This is a genomic window from Streptomyces sp. NPDC059037, from assembly GCF_042740015.1.
GTDB lineage: Bacteria > Actinomycetota > Actinomycetes > Streptomycetales > Streptomycetaceae > Streptomyces.
In genome coordinates this window covers 15,044-38,026 of record NZ_JBHYIG010000054.1, presented here as the reverse complement: position 1 = coordinate 38,026, position 22,983 = coordinate 15,044, and the positions used below count along the sequence as shown (strand labels likewise).

General features: G+C 69.8%; 21 protein-coding genes. 10 read left to right on the top strand and 11 right to left on the bottom strand.

The features are described 5' to 3' along the window. Window positions 1–395 precede the first annotated feature (395 nt). From ACFWY6_RS14315 to htpX, 3 genes are read right to left on the bottom strand one after another with little or no spacing between them, the layout of a single operon-like run. Window positions 396–731, bottom strand: a complete 336-nt coding sequence (locus ACFWY6_RS14315) for an antibiotic biosynthesis monooxygenase family protein (protein WP_384689250.1) — start codon at window positions 729–731, stop codon at window positions 396–398. 55 nt (window positions 732–786) lie between these two features. Further along, entirely contained in the window at window positions 787–1,353 is a 567-nt protein-coding gene (locus ACFWY6_RS14310) for a hypothetical protein (RefSeq protein ID WP_384689248.1), read from the bottom strand. Window positions 1,354–1,358: 5 nt separating this feature from the next. Further along, window positions 1,359–2,255 (bottom strand): zinc metalloprotease HtpX, encoded by an 897-nt coding sequence (htpX, locus tag ACFWY6_RS14305; RefSeq protein ID WP_384689245.1) that lies wholly within the window; start codon window positions 2,253–2,255, stop codon window positions 1,359–1,361. A 162-nt stretch (window positions 2,256–2,417) separates the two neighbouring features. Between htpX and ACFWY6_RS14300 the strand changes: the two genes are divergently transcribed. After that, window positions 2,418–3,173, top strand: a complete 756-nt coding sequence (locus ACFWY6_RS14300; RefSeq protein ID WP_384689242.1) for a class I SAM-dependent methyltransferase — start codon at window positions 2,418–2,420, stop codon at window positions 3,171–3,173. 31 nt (window positions 3,174–3,204) lie between these two features. On the opposite strand, the gene ACFWY6_RS14295 is transcribed toward ACFWY6_RS14300, so the two are convergent. Further along, complete coding sequence (locus tag ACFWY6_RS14295) at window positions 3,205–3,612, bottom strand: type II toxin-antitoxin system VapC family toxin (protein ID WP_384689240.1); 408 nt, start codon at window positions 3,610–3,612, stop codon at window positions 3,205–3,207. Next, entirely contained in the window at window positions 3,612–3,932 is a 321-nt protein-coding gene (locus ACFWY6_RS14290) for a type II toxin-antitoxin system Phd/YefM family antitoxin (RefSeq protein ID WP_384689237.1), read from the bottom strand. Before ACFWY6_RS14290 ends, ACFWY6_RS14295 begins: the two co-directional genes overlap by 1 nt. A 300-nt stretch (window positions 3,933–4,232) precedes the next feature. Between ACFWY6_RS14290 and ACFWY6_RS14285 the strand changes: the two genes are divergently transcribed. Both ACFWY6_RS14285 and ACFWY6_RS14280 read left to right on the top strand, forming a co-directional pair. Next, window positions 4,233–4,622: a winged helix-turn-helix transcriptional regulator gene (locus tag ACFWY6_RS14285; RefSeq protein WP_384689234.1), complete on the top strand. Its 390-nt coding sequence runs from the start codon at window positions 4,233–4,235 to the stop codon at window positions 4,620–4,622. Between the two features lie 574 nt (window positions 4,623–5,196). Continuing rightward, window positions 5,197–5,673 (top strand): hypothetical protein, encoded by a 477-nt coding sequence (locus tag ACFWY6_RS14280; protein WP_384689232.1) that lies wholly within the window; start codon window positions 5,197–5,199, stop codon window positions 5,671–5,673. 100 nt (window positions 5,674–5,773) lie between these two features. Here the strand turns inward: ACFWY6_RS14280 and mgrA are convergent, their stop codons facing one another. Further along, the gene (mgrA, locus tag ACFWY6_RS14275) at window positions 5,774–6,811 is read right to left on the bottom strand and encodes an L-glyceraldehyde 3-phosphate reductase (protein WP_384689230.1); all 1,038 of its coding nucleotides are present in this window, start codon (window positions 6,809–6,811) and stop codon (window positions 5,774–5,776) included. 109 nt (window positions 6,812–6,920) lie between these two features. On the opposite strand from mgrA, the gene ACFWY6_RS14270 reads away from it, so the two are divergent. From ACFWY6_RS14270 to ACFWY6_RS14245, 6 genes are all read left to right on the top strand, one after another. Then, window positions 6,921–7,694 carry an isoprenyl transferase gene (locus ACFWY6_RS14270; RefSeq protein ID WP_266870413.1) on the top strand — a complete coding sequence of 258 codons (774 nt, stop codon included), beginning with the start codon at window positions 6,921–6,923 and terminating at the stop codon, window positions 7,692–7,694. A 332-nt stretch (window positions 7,695–8,026) separates the two neighbouring features. Then, on the top strand, window positions 8,027–9,349 hold the full coding sequence (locus ACFWY6_RS14265) for a PhoH family protein (RefSeq protein ID WP_266870414.1): 1,323 nt from the start codon (window positions 8,027–8,029) through the stop codon (window positions 9,347–9,349). A gap of 391 nt (window positions 9,350–9,740) precedes the next feature. Further along, complete coding sequence (locus ACFWY6_RS14260; protein WP_384689226.1) at window positions 9,741–10,481, top strand: transglycosylase SLT domain-containing protein; 741 nt, start codon at window positions 9,741–9,743, stop codon at window positions 10,479–10,481. 129 nt (window positions 10,482–10,610) lie between these two features. Further along, a complete protein-coding gene (locus tag ACFWY6_RS14255) occupies window positions 10,611–12,020 on the top strand; it encodes an AI-2E family transporter (RefSeq protein ID WP_384689222.1) in 1,410 nt (469 codons plus the stop codon). A gap of 138 nt (window positions 12,021–12,158) precedes the next feature. Next, complete coding sequence (locus tag ACFWY6_RS14250; protein ID WP_384689220.1) at window positions 12,159–15,485, top strand: PQQ-binding-like beta-propeller repeat protein; 3,327 nt, start codon at window positions 12,159–12,161, stop codon at window positions 15,483–15,485. A gap of 321 nt (window positions 15,486–15,806) precedes the next feature. Beyond that, the gene (locus ACFWY6_RS14245; protein WP_384689218.1) at window positions 15,807–16,910 is read left to right on the top strand and encodes a hypothetical protein; all 1,104 of its coding nucleotides are present in this window, start codon (window positions 15,807–15,809) and stop codon (window positions 16,908–16,910) included. A 64-nt stretch (window positions 16,911–16,974) separates the two neighbouring features. Here ACFWY6_RS14245 and ACFWY6_RS14240 read toward each other — a convergent pair whose 3' ends face one another. Further along, a complete protein-coding gene (locus ACFWY6_RS14240; protein WP_384689215.1) occupies window positions 16,975–17,508 on the bottom strand; it encodes an alkyl hydroperoxide reductase in 534 nt (177 codons plus the stop codon). Window positions 17,509–17,523: 15 nt separating this feature from the next. Continuing rightward, window positions 17,524–18,078, bottom strand: a complete 555-nt coding sequence (locus tag ACFWY6_RS14235; RefSeq protein ID WP_266870420.1) for a peroxiredoxin — start codon at window positions 18,076–18,078, stop codon at window positions 17,524–17,526. Between the two features lie 130 nt (window positions 18,079–18,208). Here ACFWY6_RS14235 and ACFWY6_RS14230 point away from each other — a divergent pair, with 130 nt between their 5' ends. Beyond that, on the top strand, window positions 18,209–19,147 hold the full coding sequence (locus ACFWY6_RS14230; RefSeq protein ID WP_266870421.1) for a LysR substrate-binding domain-containing protein: 939 nt from the start codon (window positions 18,209–18,211) through the stop codon (window positions 19,145–19,147). Between the two features lie 35 nt (window positions 19,148–19,182). On the opposite strand, the gene ACFWY6_RS14225 is transcribed toward ACFWY6_RS14230, so the two are convergent. Genes ACFWY6_RS14225 through ACFWY6_RS14215 form a run of 3 tightly spaced genes read right to left on the bottom strand, consistent with a single transcriptional unit; the run spans window position 19,183 to window position 22,804 of the window. Beyond that, complete coding sequence (locus ACFWY6_RS14225; RefSeq protein ID WP_384689211.1) at window positions 19,183–21,597, bottom strand: FtsX-like permease family protein; 2,415 nt, start codon at window positions 21,595–21,597, stop codon at window positions 19,183–19,185. Then, the gene (locus ACFWY6_RS14220) at window positions 21,594–22,280 is read right to left on the bottom strand and encodes an ABC transporter ATP-binding protein (RefSeq protein WP_384689208.1); all 687 of its coding nucleotides are present in this window, start codon (window positions 22,278–22,280) and stop codon (window positions 21,594–21,596) included. The genes ACFWY6_RS14225 and ACFWY6_RS14220 overlap by 4 nt, the downstream gene beginning before the upstream one ends. Next, entirely contained in the window at window positions 22,277–22,804 is a 528-nt protein-coding gene (locus ACFWY6_RS14215; RefSeq protein ID WP_135333110.1) for a PadR family transcriptional regulator, read from the bottom strand. Before ACFWY6_RS14215 ends, ACFWY6_RS14220 begins: the two co-directional genes overlap by 4 nt. Window positions 22,805–22,983: the final 179 nt, after the last annotated feature.

Below are 22,983 nucleotides of genomic sequence, written 5' to 3'. Positions count from 1 at the left end.
GACAGGTAGGTCCCCCACCCCCCCCTCTCGACCGGGAAGCGACGGCCACCCCGGAAGATCCGGCCGCCAGACGCTTGACGAGACCGGGACCCATCCCCGGACCGGCCGCGCACCCCTCCCACCCCTTCAGCGGGCTGCGCTGATACGAACTAGTCCGCACCCGGCAGGAAAGCCGCACGCCCCGCCGGGTGGTCCCCGTGAGCCCCGCTTCGAGGGCCGCCCGGTCATCTCGCTTCTCGCGGTGGAGGGTTGGGTGTCAAGGGTGGAGCGAAGCGGAATCGGCGCAGCCGACGCGTAGCGCAGCGGAGCGCCCTTTACACCCGGCCCGGAACCGCCAACCTCAGGACAACCGGGCGGCCCCGGCGCCAATGAACCGCCGGGACACCGAAGCCCCGCTAGGGGAACTGCACGACCACGTCGTACAGCCCTGTATTCGGCGTAGCCGGAGTCGCCTTGGACTCCCGCGCGGCATCCGTCCGCGAGGCGAACCCGGGGTCGGCCGTGGCCGCCTCCCAGGCCTCCTGGCTCTCCCAGTGGGCCACGTTCACGAGCTGGAACCGCCCGTCCGCGGCGCGGGCCCGATGCAGCTTCGTATCGATGAAGCCGGGCTTCTTGCTCATGATCGCGGCCCGCTGCTCCCACTTCTCGGCGAAGGCGTCGACGTCCTCGGCGGCGATCTCGAAGACGTTGATGAAGGTGACGGACTCTGAGGGCCGGCTGTCTGTGGTCATGATCGAACCCTAGGCGTGTCCTAATTAAGCCCGAATAAGCGGCAGTTGGTCGGCGTCAGAGCCCCGGAGCCCCCCACACCGGGAACCACCGCGCCAGATCGCGCTCGATCGTCAGATCGTCCCCGAGCATCGCCCGCACCTGCAGTTCGACCGGGTTGTCGCGCTTCTCGCCCCCGCCCGGCCGCGGTACGAACGGGTAGAACGTGCCGCGCTTGTAGAGGTAGACCAGCGCCAGAGTCCGGTCCTGCTCATCGCGGAATCCGATCAGCGAGCACAGCAGCTGTGGTCCGAAACCGGCCTCCGCCAAGGACGTGTTGACCGCGTGCAGGTCATTGACCAGGCCCGCGACGTCCTCCGTGGCTGCATGCCGCACGAGCAACCATGTATAGCCGTACGCGTCCTGGCTGAACTCCACCGGGCCGTCGAGCAGCGCCCGCGCCTCCTCCTGGATCCGCGAGAACGCCCCGCCCTCCACGCTGGCGAAACATACCGACCCCAGGCCGGTGGGTGCGAAACCGGCCGCGGCCTGCAGGGTGACGGCGGCGGACGGCAGCGCGAAGAGCTGGTCGAGGTCGGGGCGTACCGGCTTGCTGCGGCCGAGGATGGCGTCGAGGAAACCCATGCTCACTACCGTCCCAACTGCACGGAGATACGGCCCAGTTGGTCGAGCCGCTGCTCCAGCGTCGGGTGGGTGGACAGCAGGCGGCTGAAGCTTTCCTTGTGGAACGCCGGCACGAAGTAGAAGGCGTTGAACGGCTCCGCCTTGCGCAGATCGCGGGTCGGTATCCGAGCCATCTGCCCGGTGATCTTCGTCAGCGCGGACGCCAGCGCTGACGGGCGGCCGGTCAGCAGCGCGGCGGCACGGTCGGCGGACAGTTCCCGGTAACGCGAAAGCAGTCGGGTCAGCAGGAAGCTGAGCGCGTAGACGACGGCGCTCACGGCGGTGACGATCAGCACGGCTATGGCGGCGTTCTGATCCCGGTTGTCGCGTCCGACGCCGCTCCAGAGGGCGACCCGGGTGATGATTCCCGCCAGCACGCCAAGGAACGACGCGATGGTCATCACCGCGACATCACGGTGCGCGACATGCGAGAGCTCATGGGCGAGCACACCCTCCAGCTCCTCCGGCTCAAGACGGCGCAGCATCCCGGTCGTGGCGCACACCATCGAGTTCTTCCGGTTACGGCCGGTCGCGAAGGCATTCGGTACGTCCGACTCGGCGACCGCCACCCGCGGCTTGCGCATGTCCGCCAGTGCGCACAGCCGGTCGACGGCACCGTGCAGCTCGGGGGCCTGCTCCGGCGTCACCTCGCGCGCGCCCATGCTGAACGCGGCGATCCGGTCGCTGAACCAGAACTGCGCGATGAAGAGGCCACCGGCGACGAGCGTGATCACCACCCAGGCGCCCTCAAGCAGCACCACCAGGACGCCGACGACCACGACGTACAGCAGGCCGATGAAGAACATCGTCGTGACCATGCGCGAGGTCAGCCCGCGGTCGGGGGCGAATCGGGTCTGTGCCATGGCTCCTCCACAACACGTCGCGCTTCGCCTCGCGCAGCGCGACGGACTGCGCCGATGCACCGATTGTGCCTCTTATGGACTATATGTGAGATAAGTCCCTGGTCGGCGGGGCTGGGGAGAAATCCAGGTGAGCGTGCCCCCGCAGGGTGCGAGGATCGGGCCATGAGCAGCTTCGACGACCTCGTGGCCGAAGCCGAGGCCGCCCCCACCGAAGGCTGGGACTTCTCCTGGTTCGAGGGACGGGCCACCGAGGAGCGGCCCTCCTGGGGGTACGCCCATGCCATGGGTGAGCGTCTGCGGCACGCCTCCGCCTCCCTCGACCTCGACACCGGCGGCGGTGAGGTCCTCGCCGCCGTACCCGTGCTGCCGCCGTGCGCCGTCGCCACGGAGGGATGGCCGCCGAACGTCGCTAAGGCCACGGCCCTGCTCCACCCGCGCGGCGCGGTCGTCGTCGCCTCTCCTGCCGACGCGCCGCTGCCGTTCGCCGACGAGGCCTTCGACCTCGTCACCAGCCGCCACCCGGTAAAGGCGAACTTCCCCGAGATCGCGCGGGTACTGCGGCCCGGCGGGACGTACTTCGCCCAGCACGTAGGGCCCGCCAGCGTCTTCGAGGTCGTGGAGTACTTCCTCGGGGCGCAGCCGGAGGAGGTCAGGAACGCGCGCCATCCGGACCTGGAGCGCGCCGAGGCCGAGGCGGCGGGCCTGGAGATCATTGACCTCCGGGCCGAGCGGCTGCGGATGGAGTTCTTCGATGTCGGTGCCGTCGTGCACTTCCTGCGCAAGGTCGTCTGGATGGTGCCGGACTTCTCCGTGGACAAGTACCGGCCCCGGCTGCGGGAGCTGCACCAGCAGATCGAGACGGAGGGGCCGTTCATCGCCCACAGCACCCGGCATCTCTTCGACGCCCGGAAGCGTTGACCGCCGCCCGGCGTGAGGCTCGGCCGAGCCGTCAGCCGGGGCTCTCGACCGGAAGGCCCAGTGCCTGGGCGCACTCGACGAGCTGCTTGTCATACGCCACGAACGCGCTGACCGCGCTGCCCAGGCTCATCGCCGCAGCGCAGTGCAGGGCATCGAGTGATCGAAGGCGTCCTGTGTGGGGCAGCCGGCCCGCTGCGTCGAACACCGTGGGCCGAAGGCGCACCAGGGCGCAATCGTCCAGCCAGTCCTCCGCTTCACGCATTGTCGACGCGTCCGTGTCGCAGGCGCGCAGGGCGCGGCGGAGCTCCGTTCGGGTCAGGTCGCTGGTCAGGACCGTGAGGGAGCCCTGCTGAGAGAGCCAGAGCTCAAGGGCTTCGCTCTCTGCCTCTGCCTTGAAGAGCTTGATCGCCGCCGAGGTGTCCAGATAGATGACTGCCACTATCGGTCCCCTTCAAGATCACGCAGTTCTTGCAATGCCCGGCTGGCCGCGTCCCCTTCGGGTGAGGCCGGAGCCCTGCGCACCTTCGCGGTCTGAGCCGCCGTCCGCGCGCGGGCGAGGTCCGCGCGGTCGATGATCCCCTCGGCTACCGCGTGGTTGATGGCCTCCTCGGCCGGATCCGGAGGCAGTATCCGAGCGACCGTTCGGCCATGCCGGGTGACGGTGATCGTCTCGCCGTCCTCAAGCCGCTTGAGGACGGCAGCGGCGTTCCGCTGTAGATCGCGGACCGTGATCTTGACGTCATGCGATTCCTCGCTCATGTCGTACAGGCTAGGGCAGTGTCCGACATTCAGCCACTGTGTACGTCATGGGGCCCATCTGTGCGTCATGACTGTGGCGGAGGTTCGGCCGCCCGGCAAGGCGGGCAACGCACTTGTCCAGAGGGGGAGTTCGGCGGTCGGCAGGAGGCGGATGGTGCCCCGCGGCCCGCCGTACGCAGGAACTGCCGCTCCATGCGCCGGGCGTTGGCCGCGCTCCATGAAACAGCGACACTCATCGGCGATCTCCTCTGTACTGTCGATCGGGCAGGCGGCCGTACGTACGGATATGAGGAGTGGGCCATGCCGAAGACCGGTGCGGAGGGCAATAAGGAGAGCAAGTCCGTGTACGCCTGCGGGCTCGACGCCGCCGTGGACGTCGTCGGCGGCAAGTGGAAGCCGATGATCCTCTGGGCGCTGTACGCGGGCAAGGTCATGCGCTTCGGGGAGCTGCGCAGGCATCTCACCGGCATCAGCGAGAAGGTCCTCATCCAGCAGCTGCGCGAGCTGGAGACCGACGGCATCGTGCACCGCGAGGTGTACCGCGAGGTGCCGCCCAAGGTCGAGTACTCGCTGACCGACCTCGGCCAGTCGCTGAACGCCGCGCTGATCCCGCTGGGCATCTGGGGCGACGAGCACATGAAGGTCCTGGTGGCCAACCGGCAGGGCAAGTACGACGAGAAGGTCGCCTGAGGGGCGACGGCAGGCCCGACGGCGGAATCGCCCTTGAGGTTGCTCGGCGAGCCGATTGTTAGGCAAGTGATGCCAGAACAGGGTGTGTTGATTCTGCATCGTTATCCGGACTGGCTCGATCCAGCCGTCGGCATCACGTAAGTTCAGACCAAGGCGAATTCGCGTGAGCAAAGCCACGTGTGCGGTGCCGCGCGGTGGAGGGGGCTGCGCGGCCCCGCCCGCCCCCACCCGCCACCGACGCCGCGGCCCCCGCGCCGGCCGCGTCAAGCCGGCGCCCCACCTCGCGTCCCCCCAATGGGCTAAGGCCCCGCGCGGCCGAAATTCCGCCCAGGGGGCCGAAATCCGGTGGTGGAACAGGGCCGCGTGGTCGTCACGCAGTCGCCGGACGGTCTCGGAGAGTAGTTGTCTCGCGCCGATGCGCGCGCCATCCCTTACGAAGGGTTATGGTGGAAACCCCCCCTCGGGCCGGTCCGTCTCCCCCCCACGGACCGGCCCGATTTTTTGTGCCCGGACGACGGACTGCCGGAAGGGCCGCCAGAACCCGGACGCAAGGCCTCCGGATATGGTCAGGGACATGTCGAACCAATTCCCCCCACCGTCCGACCCCCAGCACAACCCGCAGGCCGGTCTCCCCACTTATACGGGCCCGGCCCAGGACCCCGGATACGCCTACGGCTACGGCCCGGTCGCCCCGCAGAAGATGCCCGGCGTCGTGCGCGCCGCGCAGATCGTCCTCTGGGTCCTCGGCGGACTCCTCGTCCTCGGCTCGATCGGCCTGATCTTCACGGTCAACCCGGAGACGGCGGGCGCGGCCCTCGGAGTCAACGTCTGCCTGCTGGTCTCCGCGGGCATGGCCTTCCGCTACGGCACCGTGGGCAACGGCATCCGCGTCACGTGCATCGTCCTGATGAGCGTGCAGATCGCCATGGCCCTCGGCGGCGCGGCCAACGGCAACCCGGCCGGCCTGCTGCCGCTGCTCGCTGCCATCGCCGTCGTCGTACTGCTCTCTCAGGGCGCCGCGGGCGCGTGGTTCAAGCGCCCGCGCGCGTAAGCCCCAAAGGGGCGCGGGGCTGTGACATGTGCGGCTCCGCCGCGTGGGCGCGACCAGCCACGACGAACCCGCAGCCGGAAACGCAACTCCCGCGGAGCGACTAGCCCCGCCCGGCCCAGATATTGGTGCCGGGCGTGGACACCGCGAACGTATCGATCTCGGCGAGCTCCGAGTCCGTCAGCTTCGGCCCCGCCAGCGCCGCCACATTCTCCTCCAACTGCTTCACGCTGGAGGCGCCGATGAGCGCCGATGTCATCCGCTCGTCGCGCAGAACCCAGTTCAGAGCCAGTTGCGCGAGCGACTGATCGCGGCGGGCGGCGATGTCGTTCAGGCCATTGAGGCGGCGGACGACCTCGTCGCTCAGCAACTCCGGGTCGAGCGATTTGCCCTGAGTTGCCCGTGAACCCTCCGGAATGCCCTTCAGGTACTTGTTCGTGAGCAGGCCCTGGGCGAGCGGCACGAAGGAGATGCAGCCCATGCCCGCGTCCTCAAGGGTGTCGAGCAGTGCGTCGTCCTCGGTCCAGCGGTTGATCATCGAGTACGACGGCTGGTGGATGAGCGCGGGCACGCCCATCTCCCGCAGCAGCCGCGCCGCTTCGGCGGTCTGCTCGCTGTTGTACGAGGAGACGCCCACGTACAGCGCCTTGCCCTGCTGCACGGCGGACGCGAGCGCGCCCATCGTCTCTTCGAGGGGAGTGTCCGGGTCGAAGCGGTGCGAGTAGAAGATGTCCACGTAGTCGACGCCCATCCGCTTGAGCGACGCGTCGAGGGACGACAGCAGGTACTTCCGCGAACCCCACTCGCCGTACGGGCCGGGGTGCATGAGGTAGCCCGCCTTGGTCGAGATGACCAGTTCGTCGCGGTATGCGGCGAAATCCTGCGCGAAGATCTTGCCGAAGTTGAGCTCCGCCGAACCGGCCGGCGGGCCGTAGTTGTTCGCCAGGTCGAAGTGCGTGACGCCCAGGTCGAAGGCGCGGCGCAGGATGGCGCGCTGGCTGTCCAGGGACTTGTCGTCGCCGAAGTTGTGCCAGAGGCCGAGGGAGACCGCCGGGAGCTTCAGGCCGCTGCGGCCCGTTCGCCGGTACTCCATCGAGTCGTAACGGTTCGCTGCCGCGCGGTACAGAGACGTGTCGTTCATGGGTACGAAGCTACTTCAGTGCGGGCCCACCCGAGGGCGGAGGCCCGCCCCTGCGGCGGTAGGCTTTCGCCTTCGGGGACTGCCATCTGCTGGAGGGGCTGAAACGACCGTGAACCTGCGGGACAGGCTGCGCGGCCTGCTGGTAAGGCTGTACGCACGCCGGGTGGAAGGCCACCTGGACCATGCCCAGGTGCCCAATCACATCGGGGTCATCATGGATGGCAACCGGCGCTGGGCCAAGGCCGCCGGATCCACCACCGCCCAGGGCCACCAGGCAGGCGCGGACAAGATCGAGGAATTCCTCGGCTGGTGCAGCGAGACGGACGTCAAGGTCGTCACGCTGTGGCTGCTCTCGACGGACAACTTCGACCGCCCCCAGGACGAACTGGGGCCGCTCCTCGGCATCATCGAGGACACGGTCCGCTCCCTCGGCAGCGACGGCCGCTGGCGCGTCCACCACGTCGGCGCCACCGACATCCTGCCGTCGGGCATGCGCAACGTCCTCAAGGAGGCGGAGGAGGCCACGGCCCACGTCGACGGGATAGTGGTCAACGTCGCGATCGGCTACGGCGGCCGCCAGGAGATCGCCGATGCCGTCCGCTCGATGCTGCTCGACGCCGCCGACAAGGGGCAGTCGCTCGACGAGGTGGCCGACAAGGTCGACGTCGACCTCATCGGCAAGCACCTCTACACCAGGGCCCAGCCGGACCCGGACCTGGTGATCCGTACGAGTGGTGAACAGCGTCTGTCCGGCTTCATGCTCTGGCAGACCGCTCACTCCGAGTACTACTTCTGCGACGTCTTCTGGCCCGCCTTCCGCAAGGTCGACTTCCTGCGTGCCCTGCGTGACTACGCGGCCCGCAACCGGCGTTTCGGCGGCTGACCCCGCGTAAGACCCTCGCGCGGGTGCTCATGTCGGTGAGGCCTGAGTAACCCAGAGTTCACGGACGCGCCGTCATATGCCCTGGCATGGCTGCGCTTGTTCGAGGGAATAAGCCTTCCAGGTCGACATCCGATTCACGGATGTCGTATCTCAGCGGGCGGCATGGGGCCGTCCGCCCGGGAGGCCCTTTGCACCAGGACGACCGTGCGGTGAGCACGGGCGAAGTGGAGGGCCGGAGCTCGGCCCGCGCACTGCGGTCGAGAGCCGGTCCGGATTTCTCCCGGCATCCTTCCCGTCGCTCCCCGACCTCATCCGAGGGGGTACGTCCTTCCGTGGTGACCAGCACAAAGCGCCGCATGCCCGACAGGCGCACCTATGTTCTCGACACCAGCGTTCTGCTCGCAGACCCGAACGCCCTGACCCGCTTCGACGAGCACGAAGTAGTGCTGCCCGTCGTCGTGGTGACGGAGCTCGAGGCCAAGCGGCACCATCCGGAGCTCGGATACTTCGCCCGGCAGGCGCTGCGCCTGCTCGACGACTTCCGCATCCGGCACGGACGCCTGGACGCGCCGATCCCGATCGGCGACCTGGGCGGCTCGCTGCGCGTCGAGCTCAACCACTCCGATCCCGGCGTGCTTCCGGCCGGCTACCGGTTGGGGGACAACGACTCACGGATTCTCGCCGTAGCGCGCAATCTCCAGGCAGAGGGGTACGACGTCACGGTCGTCTCCAAGGACCTGCCGCTGAGGATCAAGGCGTCATCGGTCGGACTCCTCGCCGAGGAGTACCGCGCCGAGCTCGCCATCACGGACTCCGGCTGGACCGGAATGTCCGAACTGACCCTCTCCGGCGATCAGGTGGACCTCCTCTTCGAGGAAGACCATCTGTACGTCCCCGAGGCGGCCGACCTGCCCGTCCACACGGGCCTCACCATCCAGTCCGAGAAGGGCAAGGCGCTCGGCCGGGTCACGGCCGATGGCAACGTCCGTCTCGTACGCGGCGATCGTGAGGCCTTCGGCATCAAGGGGAGGAGCGCGGAACAGCGGGTCGCGCTCGATCTGCTCCTCGATCCGGAGGTCGGGATCGTCTCGATGGGCGGCCGCGCGGGCACCGGCAAGTCGGCGCTCGCGCTGTGCGCGGGACTTGAGGCCGTCCTGGAGCGCAGGCAGCACCAGAAGGTGATGGTCTTCCGGCCGCTGTACGCGGTGGGCGGGCAGGAGCTCGGCTATCTGCCCGGCACCGAGGCCGAGAAGATGGGGCCCTGGGCGCAGGCCGTCTTCGACACCCTGGGGTCGGTGGCGGGCAAAGAGGTCATCGAGGAGGTGACCGCGCGCGGCATGCTCGAAGTGCTTCCGCTCACGCACATCCGGGGACGCTCGCTGCACGACGCGTTCGTGATCGTCGACGAGGCCCAATCCCTGGAGCGGAACGTTCTTTTGACCGTTCTGTCGCGTATCGGCGCGAATTCCCGTGTCGTACTGACCCACGATGTCGCCCAGCGCGACAACCTGCGCGTCGGTCGGTACGACGGGGTCGTCGCCGTCGTCGAGAAGCTGAAGGGCCATCCGCTCTTCGCCCACGTGACACTCACCCGCTCCGAGCGTTCGCAGATCGCGGCGCTCGTGACCGAAATGCTGGAGGACGGTCAGATCTGAACCATTTCACGGTGGTTACGCGGTAGTTGGCGCCGCCCGGCGAAGCGAAGGAGCCTAGCCGGGCGGCGTCTTGGCGTGTGCCACTTTCCTGAAAACTCCTGGGGCAAACGAGGTGTGAGCTTTCACACGCAACGGAGAATTGCCTTGCGGCGTCCGGCTGCGGCAGAGTCTGGGTCCTGTCAGGCCCCGCATGCGACACACCTGTACCCCCAGCGGTACCGCAACTCAGGAACAGCAGAACTTCATAGTGGCCGTCGCATGCCGCCCGAAGCACCACGCGGCGCTCCCGTAACGGGAGTTGTCCACCGGGCCCGTGCCTCCCGTGACCGAGTACCAAGCGGAGGCCAGCGCCAGGGGCACGATTGCGTCCGCGAGGTCACCTATGCGGGCGATGCTGGAAGGAAACCGTGTGAGCCGGATTTCGGTCCGGGGATTCGCCGTGGCGTCAGCCACCGCGGTCACCACTGTCGGCGCTGTCGTTGGTGTCGCCTCGGGCAGCACCCCGGGCGCCTCGAATGACAACGACTTCGAGGCGACGGCAAGCGACGCGACACTCCTCGCAGACATCCCCGCGGGTCAGCAGGCCCAGGTACAGACCGCGTCCCTGACGCAGCAGGCCGAAGCACAGGCCACCGCTGCCGACACGGCCGCGAAGAAGTCAGCGGCGGAAGCGGCGCGCAAGCAGGCCGCCGAGTCGGCGATCGCGAAGCAGAAGGCCGCTGAGGAGGCGGAGGCCGCCGAGAAGGCAGCCGAGAAGAAGGAGCGCGAGGAGGCGGCCGAGACCAAGGCCAGCCGTTCCTCCACGCGTGACGCCGGCGACTTCGCGAAGCAGACTTCGTACTCCGTCGCGGACGTCCAGGCGATGGCACGGCAGATGGTCCCCGGGGACCAGTTCCAGTGCTTCAGCAACATAGTCGACCACGAGTCCACCTGGAACTACCAGGCCAGCAACCCCTCTTCGGGCGCGTACGGCCTCGTCCAGGCGCTGCCCGGATCCAAGATGGCCTCGGCCGGAGCCGACTGGCAGACGAACCCCGCCACGCAGATCAAGTGGGGTCTGAACTACATGAACGACCGTTACGGCAGCCCGTGCGGAGCCTGGGATTTCTGGCAGGCGAACAACTGGTACTGAGCCGCCTGTCGCTCAGCCTTTTGGAGACCCCTCACCGTCCTTCGGTGGGGGGTCTCAGCCGTGTACGGTCAGTCCGACAACTTCCAGGGGGGAGTGGTGGGGAAGCAAGACGGGGGAAGAGGACGGATCATGTCGCGAGTGCCAGGGTGGCTCGGCCGGCTCGGCGCCGGACTGTCTCGGATGGGCGAGCGGATGGAGGGGCGTCGGGGACCGGACGCCGATGCTCCGGACGCCGACGCTCCGGACACCGACTCTCCGGACATGGCCAAGCGCTCACGGCGGTCGGCCGCCGATGAGGCCGCCGCAGCCGAGGGGGACGCGGCCGCGGTCGAGGCAGCGGGAGCGGCCGCACCGGAACCGGTGGTGCCCGCGCCGCCCGCCTACGCGCCGGCCATAGCGGCCAGGCCCGACCCCGTCGCGGCGGTGCCGTGGGGGATGCGGGTCGCGGCCGAGGCCGGCTGGCGGCTGCTCGTACTCGCGGGCACGCTCTGGGTGTTGATGCAGGTCATCAGCGCCGTTCAGTTGGTCGTCTTCGCCTTCATCGCGGCGCTGCTCATCACCGCGATGCTGCAGCCGACCGTGGCCCGGCTCAGGCGGCTCGGTCTGCCCAGGAGCCTGGCGACCGTGCTCACCGCCGTACTCGGCTTCGTCGTCATGGGGCTCGTCGGCTGGTTCGTGGTCTGGCAGGTCATGGAGAACGCGGACACGCTCTCCAACCAGGTCCAGGACGGCATCGACGATCTGCGCAACTGGCTGCTCAACAGCCCCTTCCACGTCACCGAGGACCAGATCAACGACATCGCCAAGACGCTGCGCGAGGCGGTCGGGGCGAACACGGAGGAGCTGACGTCGGCGGGGCTCGAAGGCGTCACCGTGATCGTGGAGGCCATGACCGGCATCCTGCTCACGATGTTCTCGACGCTCTTCCTGCTGTACGACGGGAAGCGGATCTGGCAGTGGGTCCTGAAGCTGGTGCCTGCGCCGGCCCGGCCGGGGATCGCCGGAGCGGGGCCGCGCGCGTGGCGGACCTTGACGGCTTATGTGCGGGGCACGGTGATAGTCGCCCTCATCGACGCGATCTTCATCGGGCTCGGGATCTACTTCCTCGGGGTGCCGATGGCGGTGCCGCTCGCCGTCTTCATCTTCCTCTTCGCGTTCATTCCGCTGGTGGGTGCCGTGATCTCGGGCGCACTCGCGGTGGTCGTCGCGCTGGTCACGCAGGGCGTGTTCACGGCCGTCATGACCCTGGCGGTCGTGCTCGCCGTGCAGCAGATCGAGGGCCACATCCTGCAGCCGTTCATTCTCGGCCGTGCCGTGCGGGTGCATCCGCTGGCCGTCGTGCTGTCCGTGGCGGCGGGTGGTCTTGTCGCCGGGATCGGGGGTGCGGTGGTGGCCGTGCCGCTGGTCGCCGTGACGAACACCGTCGTCGGCTACCTCCGCGCGTACTCACGTGAGGCCGCCCTGAAGCAGGCGCCTCAACCGCGGGGCGCCACCGCGCTGGACGTCGCGCCCGTGGACGGCGGAACAGCCGCCGAGTAAAACATCTCTGGATCTTGGCCTGGCGTCCACCTGCGGTGGCTAGAGTCCGCGCGCATGAGACCCAGCCACAGACTCCGACTCGGCCACAGGCAGAGTCATCGACAGAGATGCAGACGGATACGCACCGCGGGCGGGCTCGTGCTCGGGCTGCTCGTCCTGATGCTCGGCATCGGCGCCCAGCCCGCCGCCGCGCACGTCTCGCGCGAGCACGCCGAACTCGTCGTCGCCCCCGGTGACGGCGTCACGAGCGGGCGTCTTGTCGTGCACCACGACGTGGTGTCCGCGGGGGAGGCAGGCGCCTGGGCGTCCCGGCTGCTCTCGGCCGACTGCCCGGTCAACGGCTCCGGCGTGGCCGGTGACAGCGGCGGAGTGCCGGGCGGCGTCGTCGTGGAACTGGCGTGGAGCTGCCGGCTCGACGCCGTCGACCTGAGCGCCCTGCTCGACAAGGGCGGACTGAGCCAGGTCGTCGTCGAGTTCGACGGCACGGCGGTGGACGCCGACGCGGCCACGCCGATCGTCGACGCCCGTGGTGTGCACGCGCCGCCCTCGTTCCCCTGGGCCACCGTGCTCCTGGTGACGGCGGCCGGAACGCTCCTCGCGCTCGCCGCCTGGCAGCTCCCGCTCGTCCTCAGGCTGATGCGGCCCCGGCGGCTGCGGTTGGCCGTCGCGGGGACGGTCGCGCTGTCCTGCCTCGCACCCCAGGCCGCGTACGCCGATGGTGCGGACGCGGCGGACACCGTCACCGTGACGGGCACCGTCTTCCGGGATACCAACGCCAACGGCAAGCGGGACAAGGGCGAGCGGCCCATGGCGGGCGTCGATGTCACCGACGGGGCCGTGTGGACGGCGTCCGGGCCCGACGGCTCGTACCGCCTGGACATCGATCCCACCCGGCGTGAGACGGACCTCGTCAGCATCGTCTCGCCGGACGGCTACACGCCCGCGCTGCGCGACGACTACATACCGACGTACTTCCGTGAGGTCGCCGAGAGCGGCTCGGCGGACGCCGACTTCGCGCTCGTCCCCGACAAGAACGCGGCCGACCCCACCGAGAAGTGGGTGATGAACTCCGACACCGAGGTCGGCAACCGCACGGACGAGGAGGCGAAGAAGGCCCTTCCGCAGTGGACAGGGCAGGTGCGGGCGATGTCCGAGGTCGACGGGGCGACGATGCAGATCGCCACCGGCGACCTCACCGTCACCGACTACGCCGAGGAGCCGCGCCGCCAGGGCGCCTACGACCTGTTCAGCAAGGGCCTCAAGGAGGGCAGGCTCGGCCACCCCTTCTACCCGGTGATGGGCAACCACGACTTCGGCGGCACGGCGGCCTCCAAGGGCTATGCGGGCAGCCTGGAGTACTACCGCCGCAACCTCGGCCCCGAGTGGTACAGCTTCGACCGCGACGGCCGCCACATCGTCGTACTCGAGGACAACTACGACGCGAGCGGCCTCAAGCCGCAGCTGGAGTGGCTGCGCCGGGATCTCGCCCAACACGCGGTCGGCAAGCAGGTGTTCGTCTTCGCGCACCGCTCGCTGTTCACCCAGTGGGGTCCGGGCGCGGGCATGCAGCCGACCATCGACGAACTCGCCAAGTACGACGTGCGGATGGTCGCGGCGGGCCACAACCAGCAGGCCGAGTTCCGGCGTGGCGCCTTCAAGCGCTCCGTCGAGATCAACAACCAGGGCACGTACGGGATCGACGGCGCACGCCCGGACTACAAGGTCCTCGACTTCAGCGCCATCACCGACGATCCGCGCACGGACCGGAACGAGGACACCGGTCATGTCACCGGAATCCACCGGCAGTTCGAGGTCGACGACGACGCCGCGCTGGTCAGCCCCGCGAAGGGCAGTGTGCACGCGGCGAAGGACGGCGTGCCCGTCGAGGTGTACGCGGAGGACGACGGGCGTACTCCGCAGCGGGCCAAGGTGACCGTGCGGGACAAGCGCGGCGATGTCGTGCGGCGCGATGCGCTGCGGTTCGGCGACGGCGCGTCGAAGCCCGGCATCGAGAACTGCTACACGCCGCCGGGCGGCAAGCCCGAGCCCTGTCCCGACGCCCGCGGCTCCTGGACGCGGGCGAGCGATCTGCTGCGCGGCCTGCGGCCCGGCGCGTACACGGCGGAGACCGTCGCGTACGACACCAGGGGCAAGGCCTGGCCCGCCCTGAAGAACCCGTTCACCGTGGTGCGCAACGCCGATGCGGTGCCCGCGGGACAGGACTGGGTCCGGCAGGGCGGCGACGAGGCGGGACGCTCCGCGAGCGCGGACGATCCCGGGCCGGTGCTCGACCTGAAGTGGGCGCGCCACACCGGGGAGCAGTTCAACCTCAACGGCTCGGTCGTCACGGACGGCAAGGTCATCGTCTCCTCGCGGGCCTTCGACTCGCCGTACAGCATGATGCTCGCGTACGACGTGAAGTCCGGGCGCGAGATCTGGCGTACGTATCTGGACGGCGACGCGGAGTCGGCGCCCACACTGCACGGCGGCCGGGTCTACCTGACGACCGGCGTCGGCCGCGTCTACGCCATCGAACCGGACGACGGGCACATCGCCTGGGAGGCGGTCGACCGCGAGGAGCAGCACGGGGACACCGTGCGGCGCTACGGTCGGGCCGGCGGTCCGGTCAGCGTCTTCGGGCTCACCGGTGAGTCGGACGGCGGCCGTTCCGTCGCCGTCTACCAGGACTGGGACACGGTGCGCTGCCGGGACGCGAAGACCGGCGAGAAGCTGCCCGGCGGGTTCGCGGCGGCGGGCTCGTGGGGGCAGTTCCACAGCACCGTGGTGCGCGAGCCCGGCTCCAACACCGCCTATCTGCACTCCGGTTCGAGCAATTCCGTCATCGCGATGGACCTGGCGAGCTGCAAGCAGCTGTGGGTGAAGGACACCAAGGGCAGCATCGACAGCCACTCGTCGCCCGTCCTCACCGACCCGGCGTCGGGCGATCCGAAGCTGGTGACGTTCACGTCATCGGGGGTCCGCGGATTCGATCCGAAGTCGGGCGCCCAGACCTGGGAGTCGACGGCGGGCGGTTCGGGCGTCTGCGAGCCGGGCCCCGCGCCGCTGACGAGCCCGGCCGTCTGGGGTGACATCGCGTACGTGGCGGGGCGCGACGGTGTCGTACGCGCCTATGACACGAGCGCGGCCGACCCGTCGAAGCCGCTCTGGCAGACCAAGGCCGGCTATCTGCCGGGGGAGAGTCCGCTGGACGACGAGTGGCGGGTCGCCATGGGCTGCACGGCGGGCGAAGGATCGCCGACCATGCATCCCTTGGTCACCAAGTCCCATGTGTACGTGGGGACTTGGGACGGGCGGCTGCTCGTCGTCGACCGCTCGACGGGTCGGCAGGTGCACGCCTACGACCTGGGCGCGGGCGTCACATCGGCGCTGTCCGTCAGCGGCGGGCGGATCTTCGCCCTCACCGACGACGGCACGATCCACGCGCTGGCCGCGCGCCGCGGCTGAGGGGAAGCGGCACCGTGCGAACACTCCTGACCGGGGTGCTGCTCGTCCTGGCCGCCGGGCCCCCCCGGCGGTTGGGGGGGGGCGGGGGGGGGGCCGGGCCCCCCCAAGCGTACACCCCCCCCCGGAAAGTGGGGGCGGGGGGCCCGCCCCCCCGACCACCCCGCCCGCGGGGGGGGCGCGCCGCGCCCCCCCCCGCCCCGGCGCGGCAGCCGGCCCCCGGGGGCCCCGGCGCAGGCGCACCCCTTCGGTACGCCACCCGTCGTCAAGGTCGAGGCGCGGGAATCGGCGGTCGAGGTCAACTGGTCGGCGCAGCCGGACGACATGGCCGTCCTTGCCGACAAGTCCGGCGGCGACGAGGCGGGTTACCTCGGCTCACACATCCGCGTACGGCAGGACGGCGCCAACTGCCCCGTCGAGCGGGCGTCCGGCACCCGCCTGCGCTTCGCCTGCCCGCGGCCCGTGGACCGGATCACCCTCACCGTCACCGCCCTGACGGACGTCGACCGCGCCTACCGCACGGTCTCCGTGACGCCGCGGGGCGGCGGAGGGCTGCACACGGCGCGGGCCCCGGCCCGCACTCTGACGCTCACCTCGTCCGGCGCACCCGCGGGCCCCGCCTCGTCCGGCAGCGCCTGGACCACGGACCTGACGGCGGTCCTCGACCACGGGGTGTTCCTTCCGCTGGCCCTTCTGGTGTCCATGGCGGTGGGCGCGCTGCACGCGTGCGCACCGGGCCACGGCAAGTCGCTTGCCGCCGGTTACCTGGTGGGAGGGCGTGGCCGGGCCAGGGACGCGGTATGGCTCGGCGCGATCGTCGCGCTCATGCACACCTTGTCGGTCACGGCCCTGGCGGTGGGCTGGTGGCTGGCGGCGGAGAGCACACCGGACATCGCGTCACTGACGGGCTGGCTGAACCTCGTGGCGGCGCTGGTCGTGGTGGGCGTGGGGGTGGCACTGCTGGTGCGGCTGAGGCCCCGGAAGGGGCGCGGGGAACTGCGCGACCAGCCACGATGGCGCCGCAGACACCCCGACCACAGCCACGACCACGACCACAGCCACGACCACACCCACCACATCCCCACCGCCCCCTCCCTCCTCACCTGGCGAGGCCTCCTGCTCCTGGGAACCTCCGGCGGACTCCTGCCCTCGCCATCGGCGTTCCTCGTGCTGCTCACCGGGCTGCTCACCGGACGGACCGGTACGGCACTCGCGATGGTGGGAGCCTTCGGGGCCGGCATGGCGCTGACGCTCGCCGGGGTCGGCCTCGCCGTGCTGAAGGGGCGGGACGCCCTGCTCGCCAGGGCGTCCGGCTCGGCGAGGCTGCGCGCATGGGCGCTGCGCGTGCCCGTCGTCGCCGCCTCGTCCGTGGTGGCGGGCGGCACCGTGGCGTCGGTGCTCGCGGCGGGGCGGGTGCTCGCGCCCTAGGCTCCGGCGTACGCGAAAGGGCCCCGCCGACTCGGAAGTCGGCGGGGCCCTTTCGACGAGCCGCCTACTCGGAGAGCACCGCTTCCGAGTCCAGCGTGACGCCCACGGCCTGGATCACCGAGGCGATCTTGAAGGCTTCCTGGATCGTCTCGCGGTCCACGCCCGCCTTCCGCAGAACCTGCTCGTGAGAGTCGAGGCACTGGCCGCAGCCGTTGATCGCGGAGACCGCGAGCGACCACAGCTCGAAGTCGATCTTCTCCACGCCCGGGTTGCCGATGACGTTCATCCGCAGGCCGGCCCGGATCGTCCCGTACTCGGGGTCCGAGAGCAGGTGGCGCGTGCGGTAGAAGACGTTGTTCATCGCCATGATGGCGGCGGCCGACTTGGCGGCCGTGTACGCCTCGGGGGAGAGGTTCGCCTTCGCCTCGGGCTCCAGCTCGCGCAGGACCTTCGGGGAGCGCGATGCGATCGCGCAGGCGAGCACCGTGCCCCACAGCTGCTGCTGCGGCAGGTCCGAGTTGCCGATGACCGAGCCGAGGTTCAGCTTCAGGTCCTTGGCGTAGTCCGGTACGGCGGACTTCAGTTCGTCGAGTGCCATGTCAGTGGGCTCCGTTCACTCGCCCGAGAGGAGCGCGACCGGGTCCAGGGTGTTCTCGCCCTTGGTCCAGTTGCACGGGCAGAGCTCGTCCGTCTGGAGGGCGTCGAGGACCCGGAGGACCTCCTTCGGGTTACGGCCGACGGAACCGGCGGTCACCATCGTGAACTGGATCTCGTTGTTCTGGTCCACGATGAAGACGGCGCGCTGCGCGAAGCCGTCCTCGCCCTCGATGCCGAGGTCACGCATGAGCTCGTGCTTCGAGTCGGCCAGCATCGGGAAGGGCAGGTCGGTGAGGTCCGGGTGGTCCTTGCGCCAGGCGTGGTGCACGAACTCGGAGTCGCCGGAGAAGCCGAGGACCTGGGCGTCACGGTCGGCGAACTCGTCGTTCAGCTTGCCGAAAGCGGCGATCTCGGTCGGGCACACGAAGGTGAAGTCCTTGGGCCACGCGAAGACGATCTTCCACTTGCCCTCGTAGGTCTTGTGGTTGATCTGCTCGAACTCCTTGCCCGCCTCCAGCGAAACACAGGCAGTCAGGTCGAACTCGGGGAACTTGTCACCGACAGTGAGCACGCGCTCTCCTTGCAAGCAAAGGAACCCCGGTAAGGGGCTCCAGGGGGTTGGACTGCTTTCGATCGTGGCACAGAGTGCATTGATTAGGGAAATAGCTACACTCTGTCCCGTTGATCGGAGGTGGCTATCAGTGCGAGCCATAAATAGGGGCAAGCAGCCCAGCCTGGCGCAGCTCCGCGCCTTCGCGGCCGTGGCCGAGCATCTGCACTTCAGGGACGCGGCGGTGGCAATCGGGATGAGTCAGCCCGCACTGTCCGGCGCCGTCTCGGCCCTGGAGGAGGCACTGGGTGTCCAGCTCCTGGAGCGCACGACGCGCAAGGTGCTGCTCTCCCCGGCCGGTGAGCGGCTCGCGGTGCGGGCCAGGGCCGTGCTCGACGAGGTCGGGGCGCTGATGGAGGAGGCCGACGCGGTGCGCGCGCCGTTCACCGGGGTGCTCAGGCTCGGGGTGATCCCGACCGTGGCGCCCTATCTGCTGCCGACCGTCATCGGGCTCGTACACGAGAAGTATCCGGATCTGGATCTCCAGGTGCATGAGGAGCAGACCTCGTCGCTCATCGAGGGGCTCGGTGCCGGGCGGCTCGATCTGCTGCTGCTCGCCGTGCCGCTGGGGGTTCCCGGTGTGACCGAACTGCCCTTGTTCGACGAGGACTTCGTGCTCGTCACGCCGCTCGACCACTGGCTCGGCGGGCGGGAGGGCATCCCGCGCGACGCCCTGCGTGAACTCAATCTGCTGCTGCTGGACGAGGGGCACTGCCTGCGTGACCAGGCGCTCGACATCTGCCGGGAGGCGGGCCGTGCGGACGCGCCGGTCACCACGACGGCCGCCGGGCTCTCCACCCTCGTACAGCTGGTGGCCGGCGGGCTCGGCGTGACGCTGCTTCCGCGCACCGCTGTCCGCGTCGAGACCAGCCGCAGCAATCAGCTGCTCACCGGGTACTTCGCGGACCCGGCGCCGACGAGGCGGATCGCCCTCGCGATGCGTACGGGGGCCGCGCGGGCCGCGGAGTACGAGGAGCTTGCCGCCGCGCTGCGGGGGGCCGTGAAGCCGTTGCCGGTACGGGTGTTGTGACCCCGCACCGGCAACGTACGCGCTGAGAGCGGGAGTTACTCCGTACGCAGGCCGTCCGGCCGCATCATCCGCCGCAGCGGCGGCAGGCTCAGCAGCGTCACGGCCACGACCATCCCCGCGCCCACGCCCGTCAGCGGGAGGAACGACCACCAGTCGGTGACCTCCTTGCTGATCATGCGGGTCATGACCACGCCGAGGCCGATGCCGCCCGCCACCGCGAGGGCCAGACCCAGGACGACGGGGACCGCCGTCTGCCACAGGAGCGACCACGCCATCGAGGAGCGGCGCGTGCCGAACGCGGTCAGGGCCGCCAACAGGCGCTTGCGCTCACGCAGTTGCTCGATCATCGACACCAGCATGGACGCGGCGATCAGTGCCATGGTGACGCTCGCACCGATCTGCAGGCCGCGCGCGATGGACGCGTACTGCTTGTCGCGGTCGACCGCCTTCATCGAGTCCACGCCGAGCAGCGGGCTGATGTGGGCCGCCGCGTTGCGCACATGCTCCTCGGCCTCCGGCTCCTTCGGGTCGAGCTTGACCCAGGAGGTCGTGGTCGCGTCGGACAGCTTCCCGATGTCGACGGCGGAGGGCGTGGCGAGCACCCCGTCGATCTTGCTGCCGGACGGGTTGGGCCTGGCCTCGACGGTGCGGGTGTCCTTGGGGAGCGTCCACAGGACCGGCTCGGCGCCCTTGTCGAAGTCGGGGTCCTCGCCGATGTTGATGGGCTTCCCGGGGCGTGCGGTCGTGTCCACCCAGGAGTTCATCTTGCGGTCCTTCGTGTGCGAGACGAAGGTGTCGCCGTCCTTGCAGGAGCCGATGTCCGCCAGCTCGCGCAGGGTCGCGCAGGTGCCGATGGTCAGCTGCGTGGTCGGCGTGATGTTGTCGACCTTGGCCTTGCCGGGGCGGGTGACATACGCCTGGACGGTGCCGATGACCTTGGTGACGCCCTTGGTCCCGGTGAAGTCGTCGATCATCCGCTGGGCGAGCGGGCCGCTGCCGCTGACGCTGTGGACGGTGAGCTGGGCGCGCGAAGTGTCCTGGCCGGTCGTCTGGTTGAAGTCGTCGTGCATGGACGCGAACATCATCTGCAACGCCACCGCGCCCGCCACCGCGACGGTGATCCCGCTGACCGCCCGCGCGGCCGTGCCGCTGGTCAACTGGAGCCTGCGGATGGCGAGTTGCCACGGAACGGGGCCGCCGCGCAGCCGTCCCACGACGGCCTCGACCAGCCAGGGCAGGAGCGCGCTGAGGCCGATCAGGGTGAGGGCGGAGCCCGCCGCGATGGCGGGCACGTTCACGGTTGATCCGATGTCGCGGTCGACGCGGCCCGACGACAGCAGGATGCCGATGCCGGCGAGCGGAAGGAGCACCCGCCACCACAGGCGGCGCTCGCGCCGCTTGCCGCCCCGGACGACGCCGAGCGGCTCGATGGCGACGGAGCGCAGCGAGATCAGCGTCACCAGGACCGCGCAGACCGGCACGGCCACCGCGACCAGGGCGACGAGGCCGGGCTCGGGCGCCATGTCGGACGGGAAGGCGCTGACGTTCGTCAGGTCGACCACGCCCACCAGTTGGCGAAGGAGCAGGAAGAAGACCGCGCCCACGGCGAGCCCGAGCAGCGCCCCGAACAGCGCCTCGCCCGCCGCGATCCTGCGTACGGTGCGGGCGCCCGCGCCGACCAGGCGCAGCGCCGCGAGCCGCCGGTCCCTGCGGTCGCCGCCGAACCGCACGGCCGTACCGATGAAGATCGCCACCGGGGTGAGCAGGACGACACAGATCAGTACGACGAGCGCCATCAGGAACGGGTCGAGGGGCAGGGAGTTGTCCTGACCGAAGCGGGCCAGGCGATGGGCGCCGTCCGCCCCCGTGAGCTTGTCGGCGCCCGCGTAGTAGTACAGCTCGAGCGGTGAGACGAGTCCCGCGTCGCCGATGGTGCCGACCACGCGGAAGTCGCTGAAGCGCTCCTTGAGCAGCTTGTTCGCCGGGTCGTCCAGGAGATCGCGCAGCGCGGGCGAGACGACCATCTCGCCGGGCGCCGGCATCGTGTCGAGGCCCGGCGGCAGGACCGGGCGTTCGCCGTCGGCCTGGAGGAACATGCCGGACGCCGTCCGCCCGTGGAACTGGGTGCCGGTGTCGCGCACAAGCACCGTCGAATCGCCCGCCTTGGGCGGCTTCATGTCCATCGAGGCGTACGGAGTGCGCGCGTACGTACGGTCGTCGCGGTTCTGCAGCAGGTTCGGCACCGACGCGGCGCCGAGCAGCAGCGCGACGCCGAGGCCGACGCCGACGGCGGTCAGGATCGTGCGGGTCCAGCCCTCACGGCCGCCGCCGACGGCGAAACGTATGCCCATCGCCAGATCGCGGAGCCAGGCGCGGACGCCGGTGGGCGCGGTGTCCCCGGCGTGCGGCCGGGGCGCCGTGGGGGCCTCGGGGCGGGTGTCGAGGCTCATACGACCCGCTCCATGTCGCGTGACCTTCCGTCGCGCACGACGATCTCGCGATCCGAGTAGGCGGCGACCCGCGTCTCGTGGGTGACCAGGACCACGGCGGCGTTCGTCGAGCGCGCGGCGTCGGTGAGCAGCTCCATCACGCGCTCGCCGTTGAGCGAGTCGAGCGCGCCGGTCGGCTCGTCGGCGAAGAGCACGCGCGGTCCGGTGGCGAGCGCGCGGGCCACGGCGACCCGCTGGCCCTGGCCGCCGGAGACCTCGCCGGGCCGCTTGGCGAGGACGTCGTCGACCTCCAGGCGCTCCATCCAGGTACGGGCGGTGGCCTCGGCGTCCTTGCGCTTGGCGCCGTTGAGACGCAGTGGAAGGGCGACGTTCTCGACGCAGGTCAGCTCCGGCACCAACTGCCCGAACTGGAAGACGAAACCGAACTCGCTGCGGCGCAGCGCGCTCAGCGTGGCGTCCGGCAGACCGGTCAGCTCGCGGCCGTTGTACGTGATGGAGCCGGCGTCGGGCCTGACGATCCCCGCGAGGCAGTGCAGCAGGGTGGACTTGCCCGAGCCGGACGGGCCCATGACGGCCACGACCTCGCCGGGGTGGATGGAGAACTCGGCGTCGTCGAGCGCGTTCGTCGCGCCGTACGCCTTGCGAAGGCCGGTGGCCGTGAGGAGGGAACCTGCGGGGGTCATGCGGAGCGAACCTCCTGGGCGAGCTTGCCGAGGCGCGCGGCGGTCAGTTCGAGCCAGCGCAGATCGGCTTCGAGGTGGAACAGCGCGTGGTCGCAGATCAGCTGGTCCGCGAGATCACCTTTGCGCTTGCGGTCGGTGAGGATGCGCATGAGGCGCAGGTGCTCGGCCCGCTGGGAGTCGAGGATCTCCGTGGCGTCGCGCTCGGTGAGGAGGGCGAGGACGACCTTCGTATAGAGGGTCGACTGGAGATAGGGCTCCGGCTTCTCCGGGGTCGCGAGCCAGCGCTGGACATCCGTGATGCCGGCCTCGGTGATCGCGTACCGCTTGCGCTCGGGGCCGCCGCCCGCCTCTATGCCGTCGACCTCGACGAGGCCGTTCTTCAGGAGGCGGGACATGGTCGAGTAGACCTGGCCGTAGTGCAGCGGCTTGTCGTGACCGAACTTCTCGTCGAAGGTGCGCTTGAGGTCGTAGCCGTGGCGCGGGCCCGACTCAAGGAGGCCGAGGAGGGTGTGACCGATGGACATGCGCGGCACTCTACACGGTGTGTATACGTGGTGTGTATACCCGTCCTGGGGGGCTGGGGCGGGGCTGATGGGGAGCTCACAGGTTCGAGAAGCGGGCAACCTTCTGGGGTCTGTGTTCGTCGGTTCTTAAGGGCAGGTGCTCATTGTCACGTCCGGAAAAGACCGGATCGGCAGGAGTT

Coding starts and splice junctions, on each gene's coding strand:
- ACFWY6_RS14315 (WP_384689250.1), bottom strand. CDS start 731: ATGACCACAGACAGCCGGCCCTCAGAGTCCGTCACCTTCATCAACGTC.
- ACFWY6_RS14310 (WP_384689248.1), bottom strand. CDS start 1,353: ATGGGTTTCCTCGACGCCATCCTCGGCCGCAGCAAGCCGGTACGCCCC.
- htpX (WP_384689245.1), bottom strand. CDS start 2,255: ATGGCACAGACCCGATTCGCCCCCGACCGCGGGCTGACCTCGCGCATG.
- ACFWY6_RS14300 (WP_384689242.1), top strand. CDS start 2,418: ATGAGCAGCTTCGACGACCTCGTGGCCGAAGCCGAGGCCGCCCCCACC.
- ACFWY6_RS14290 (WP_384689237.1), bottom strand. CDS start 3,932: ATGAGCGAGGAATCGCATGACGTCAAGATCACGGTCCGCGATCTACAG.
- ACFWY6_RS14285 (WP_384689234.1), top strand. CDS start 4,233: ATGCCGAAGACCGGTGCGGAGGGCAATAAGGAGAGCAAGTCCGTGTAC.
- ACFWY6_RS14280 (WP_384689232.1), top strand. CDS start 5,197: ATGTCGAACCAATTCCCCCCACCGTCCGACCCCCAGCACAACCCGCAG.
- mgrA (WP_384689230.1), bottom strand. CDS start 6,811: ATGAACGACACGTCTCTGTACCGCGCGGCAGCGAACCGTTACGACTCG.
- ACFWY6_RS14260 (WP_384689226.1), top strand. CDS start 9,741: ATGCTGGAAGGAAACCGTGTGAGCCGGATTTCGGTCCGGGGATTCGCC.
- ACFWY6_RS14255 (WP_384689222.1), top strand. CDS start 10,611: ATGTCGCGAGTGCCAGGGTGGCTCGGCCGGCTCGGCGCCGGACTGTCT.
- ACFWY6_RS14245 (WP_384689218.1), top strand. CDS start 15,807: ATGGCCGTCCTTGCCGACAAGTCCGGCGGCGACGAGGCGGGTTACCTC.
- ACFWY6_RS14240 (WP_384689215.1), bottom strand. CDS start 17,508: ATGGCACTCGACGAACTGAAGTCCGCCGTACCGGACTACGCCAAGGAC.
- ACFWY6_RS14225 (WP_384689211.1), bottom strand. CDS start 21,597: ATGAGCCTCGACACCCGCCCCGAGGCCCCCACGGCGCCCCGGCCGCAC.
- ACFWY6_RS14220 (WP_384689208.1), bottom strand. CDS start 22,280: ATGACCCCCGCAGGTTCCCTCCTCACGGCCACCGGCCTTCGCAAGGCG.
- ACFWY6_RS14215 (WP_135333110.1), bottom strand. CDS start 22,804: ATGTCCATCGGTCACACCCTCCTCGGCCTCCTTGAGTCGGGCCCGCGC.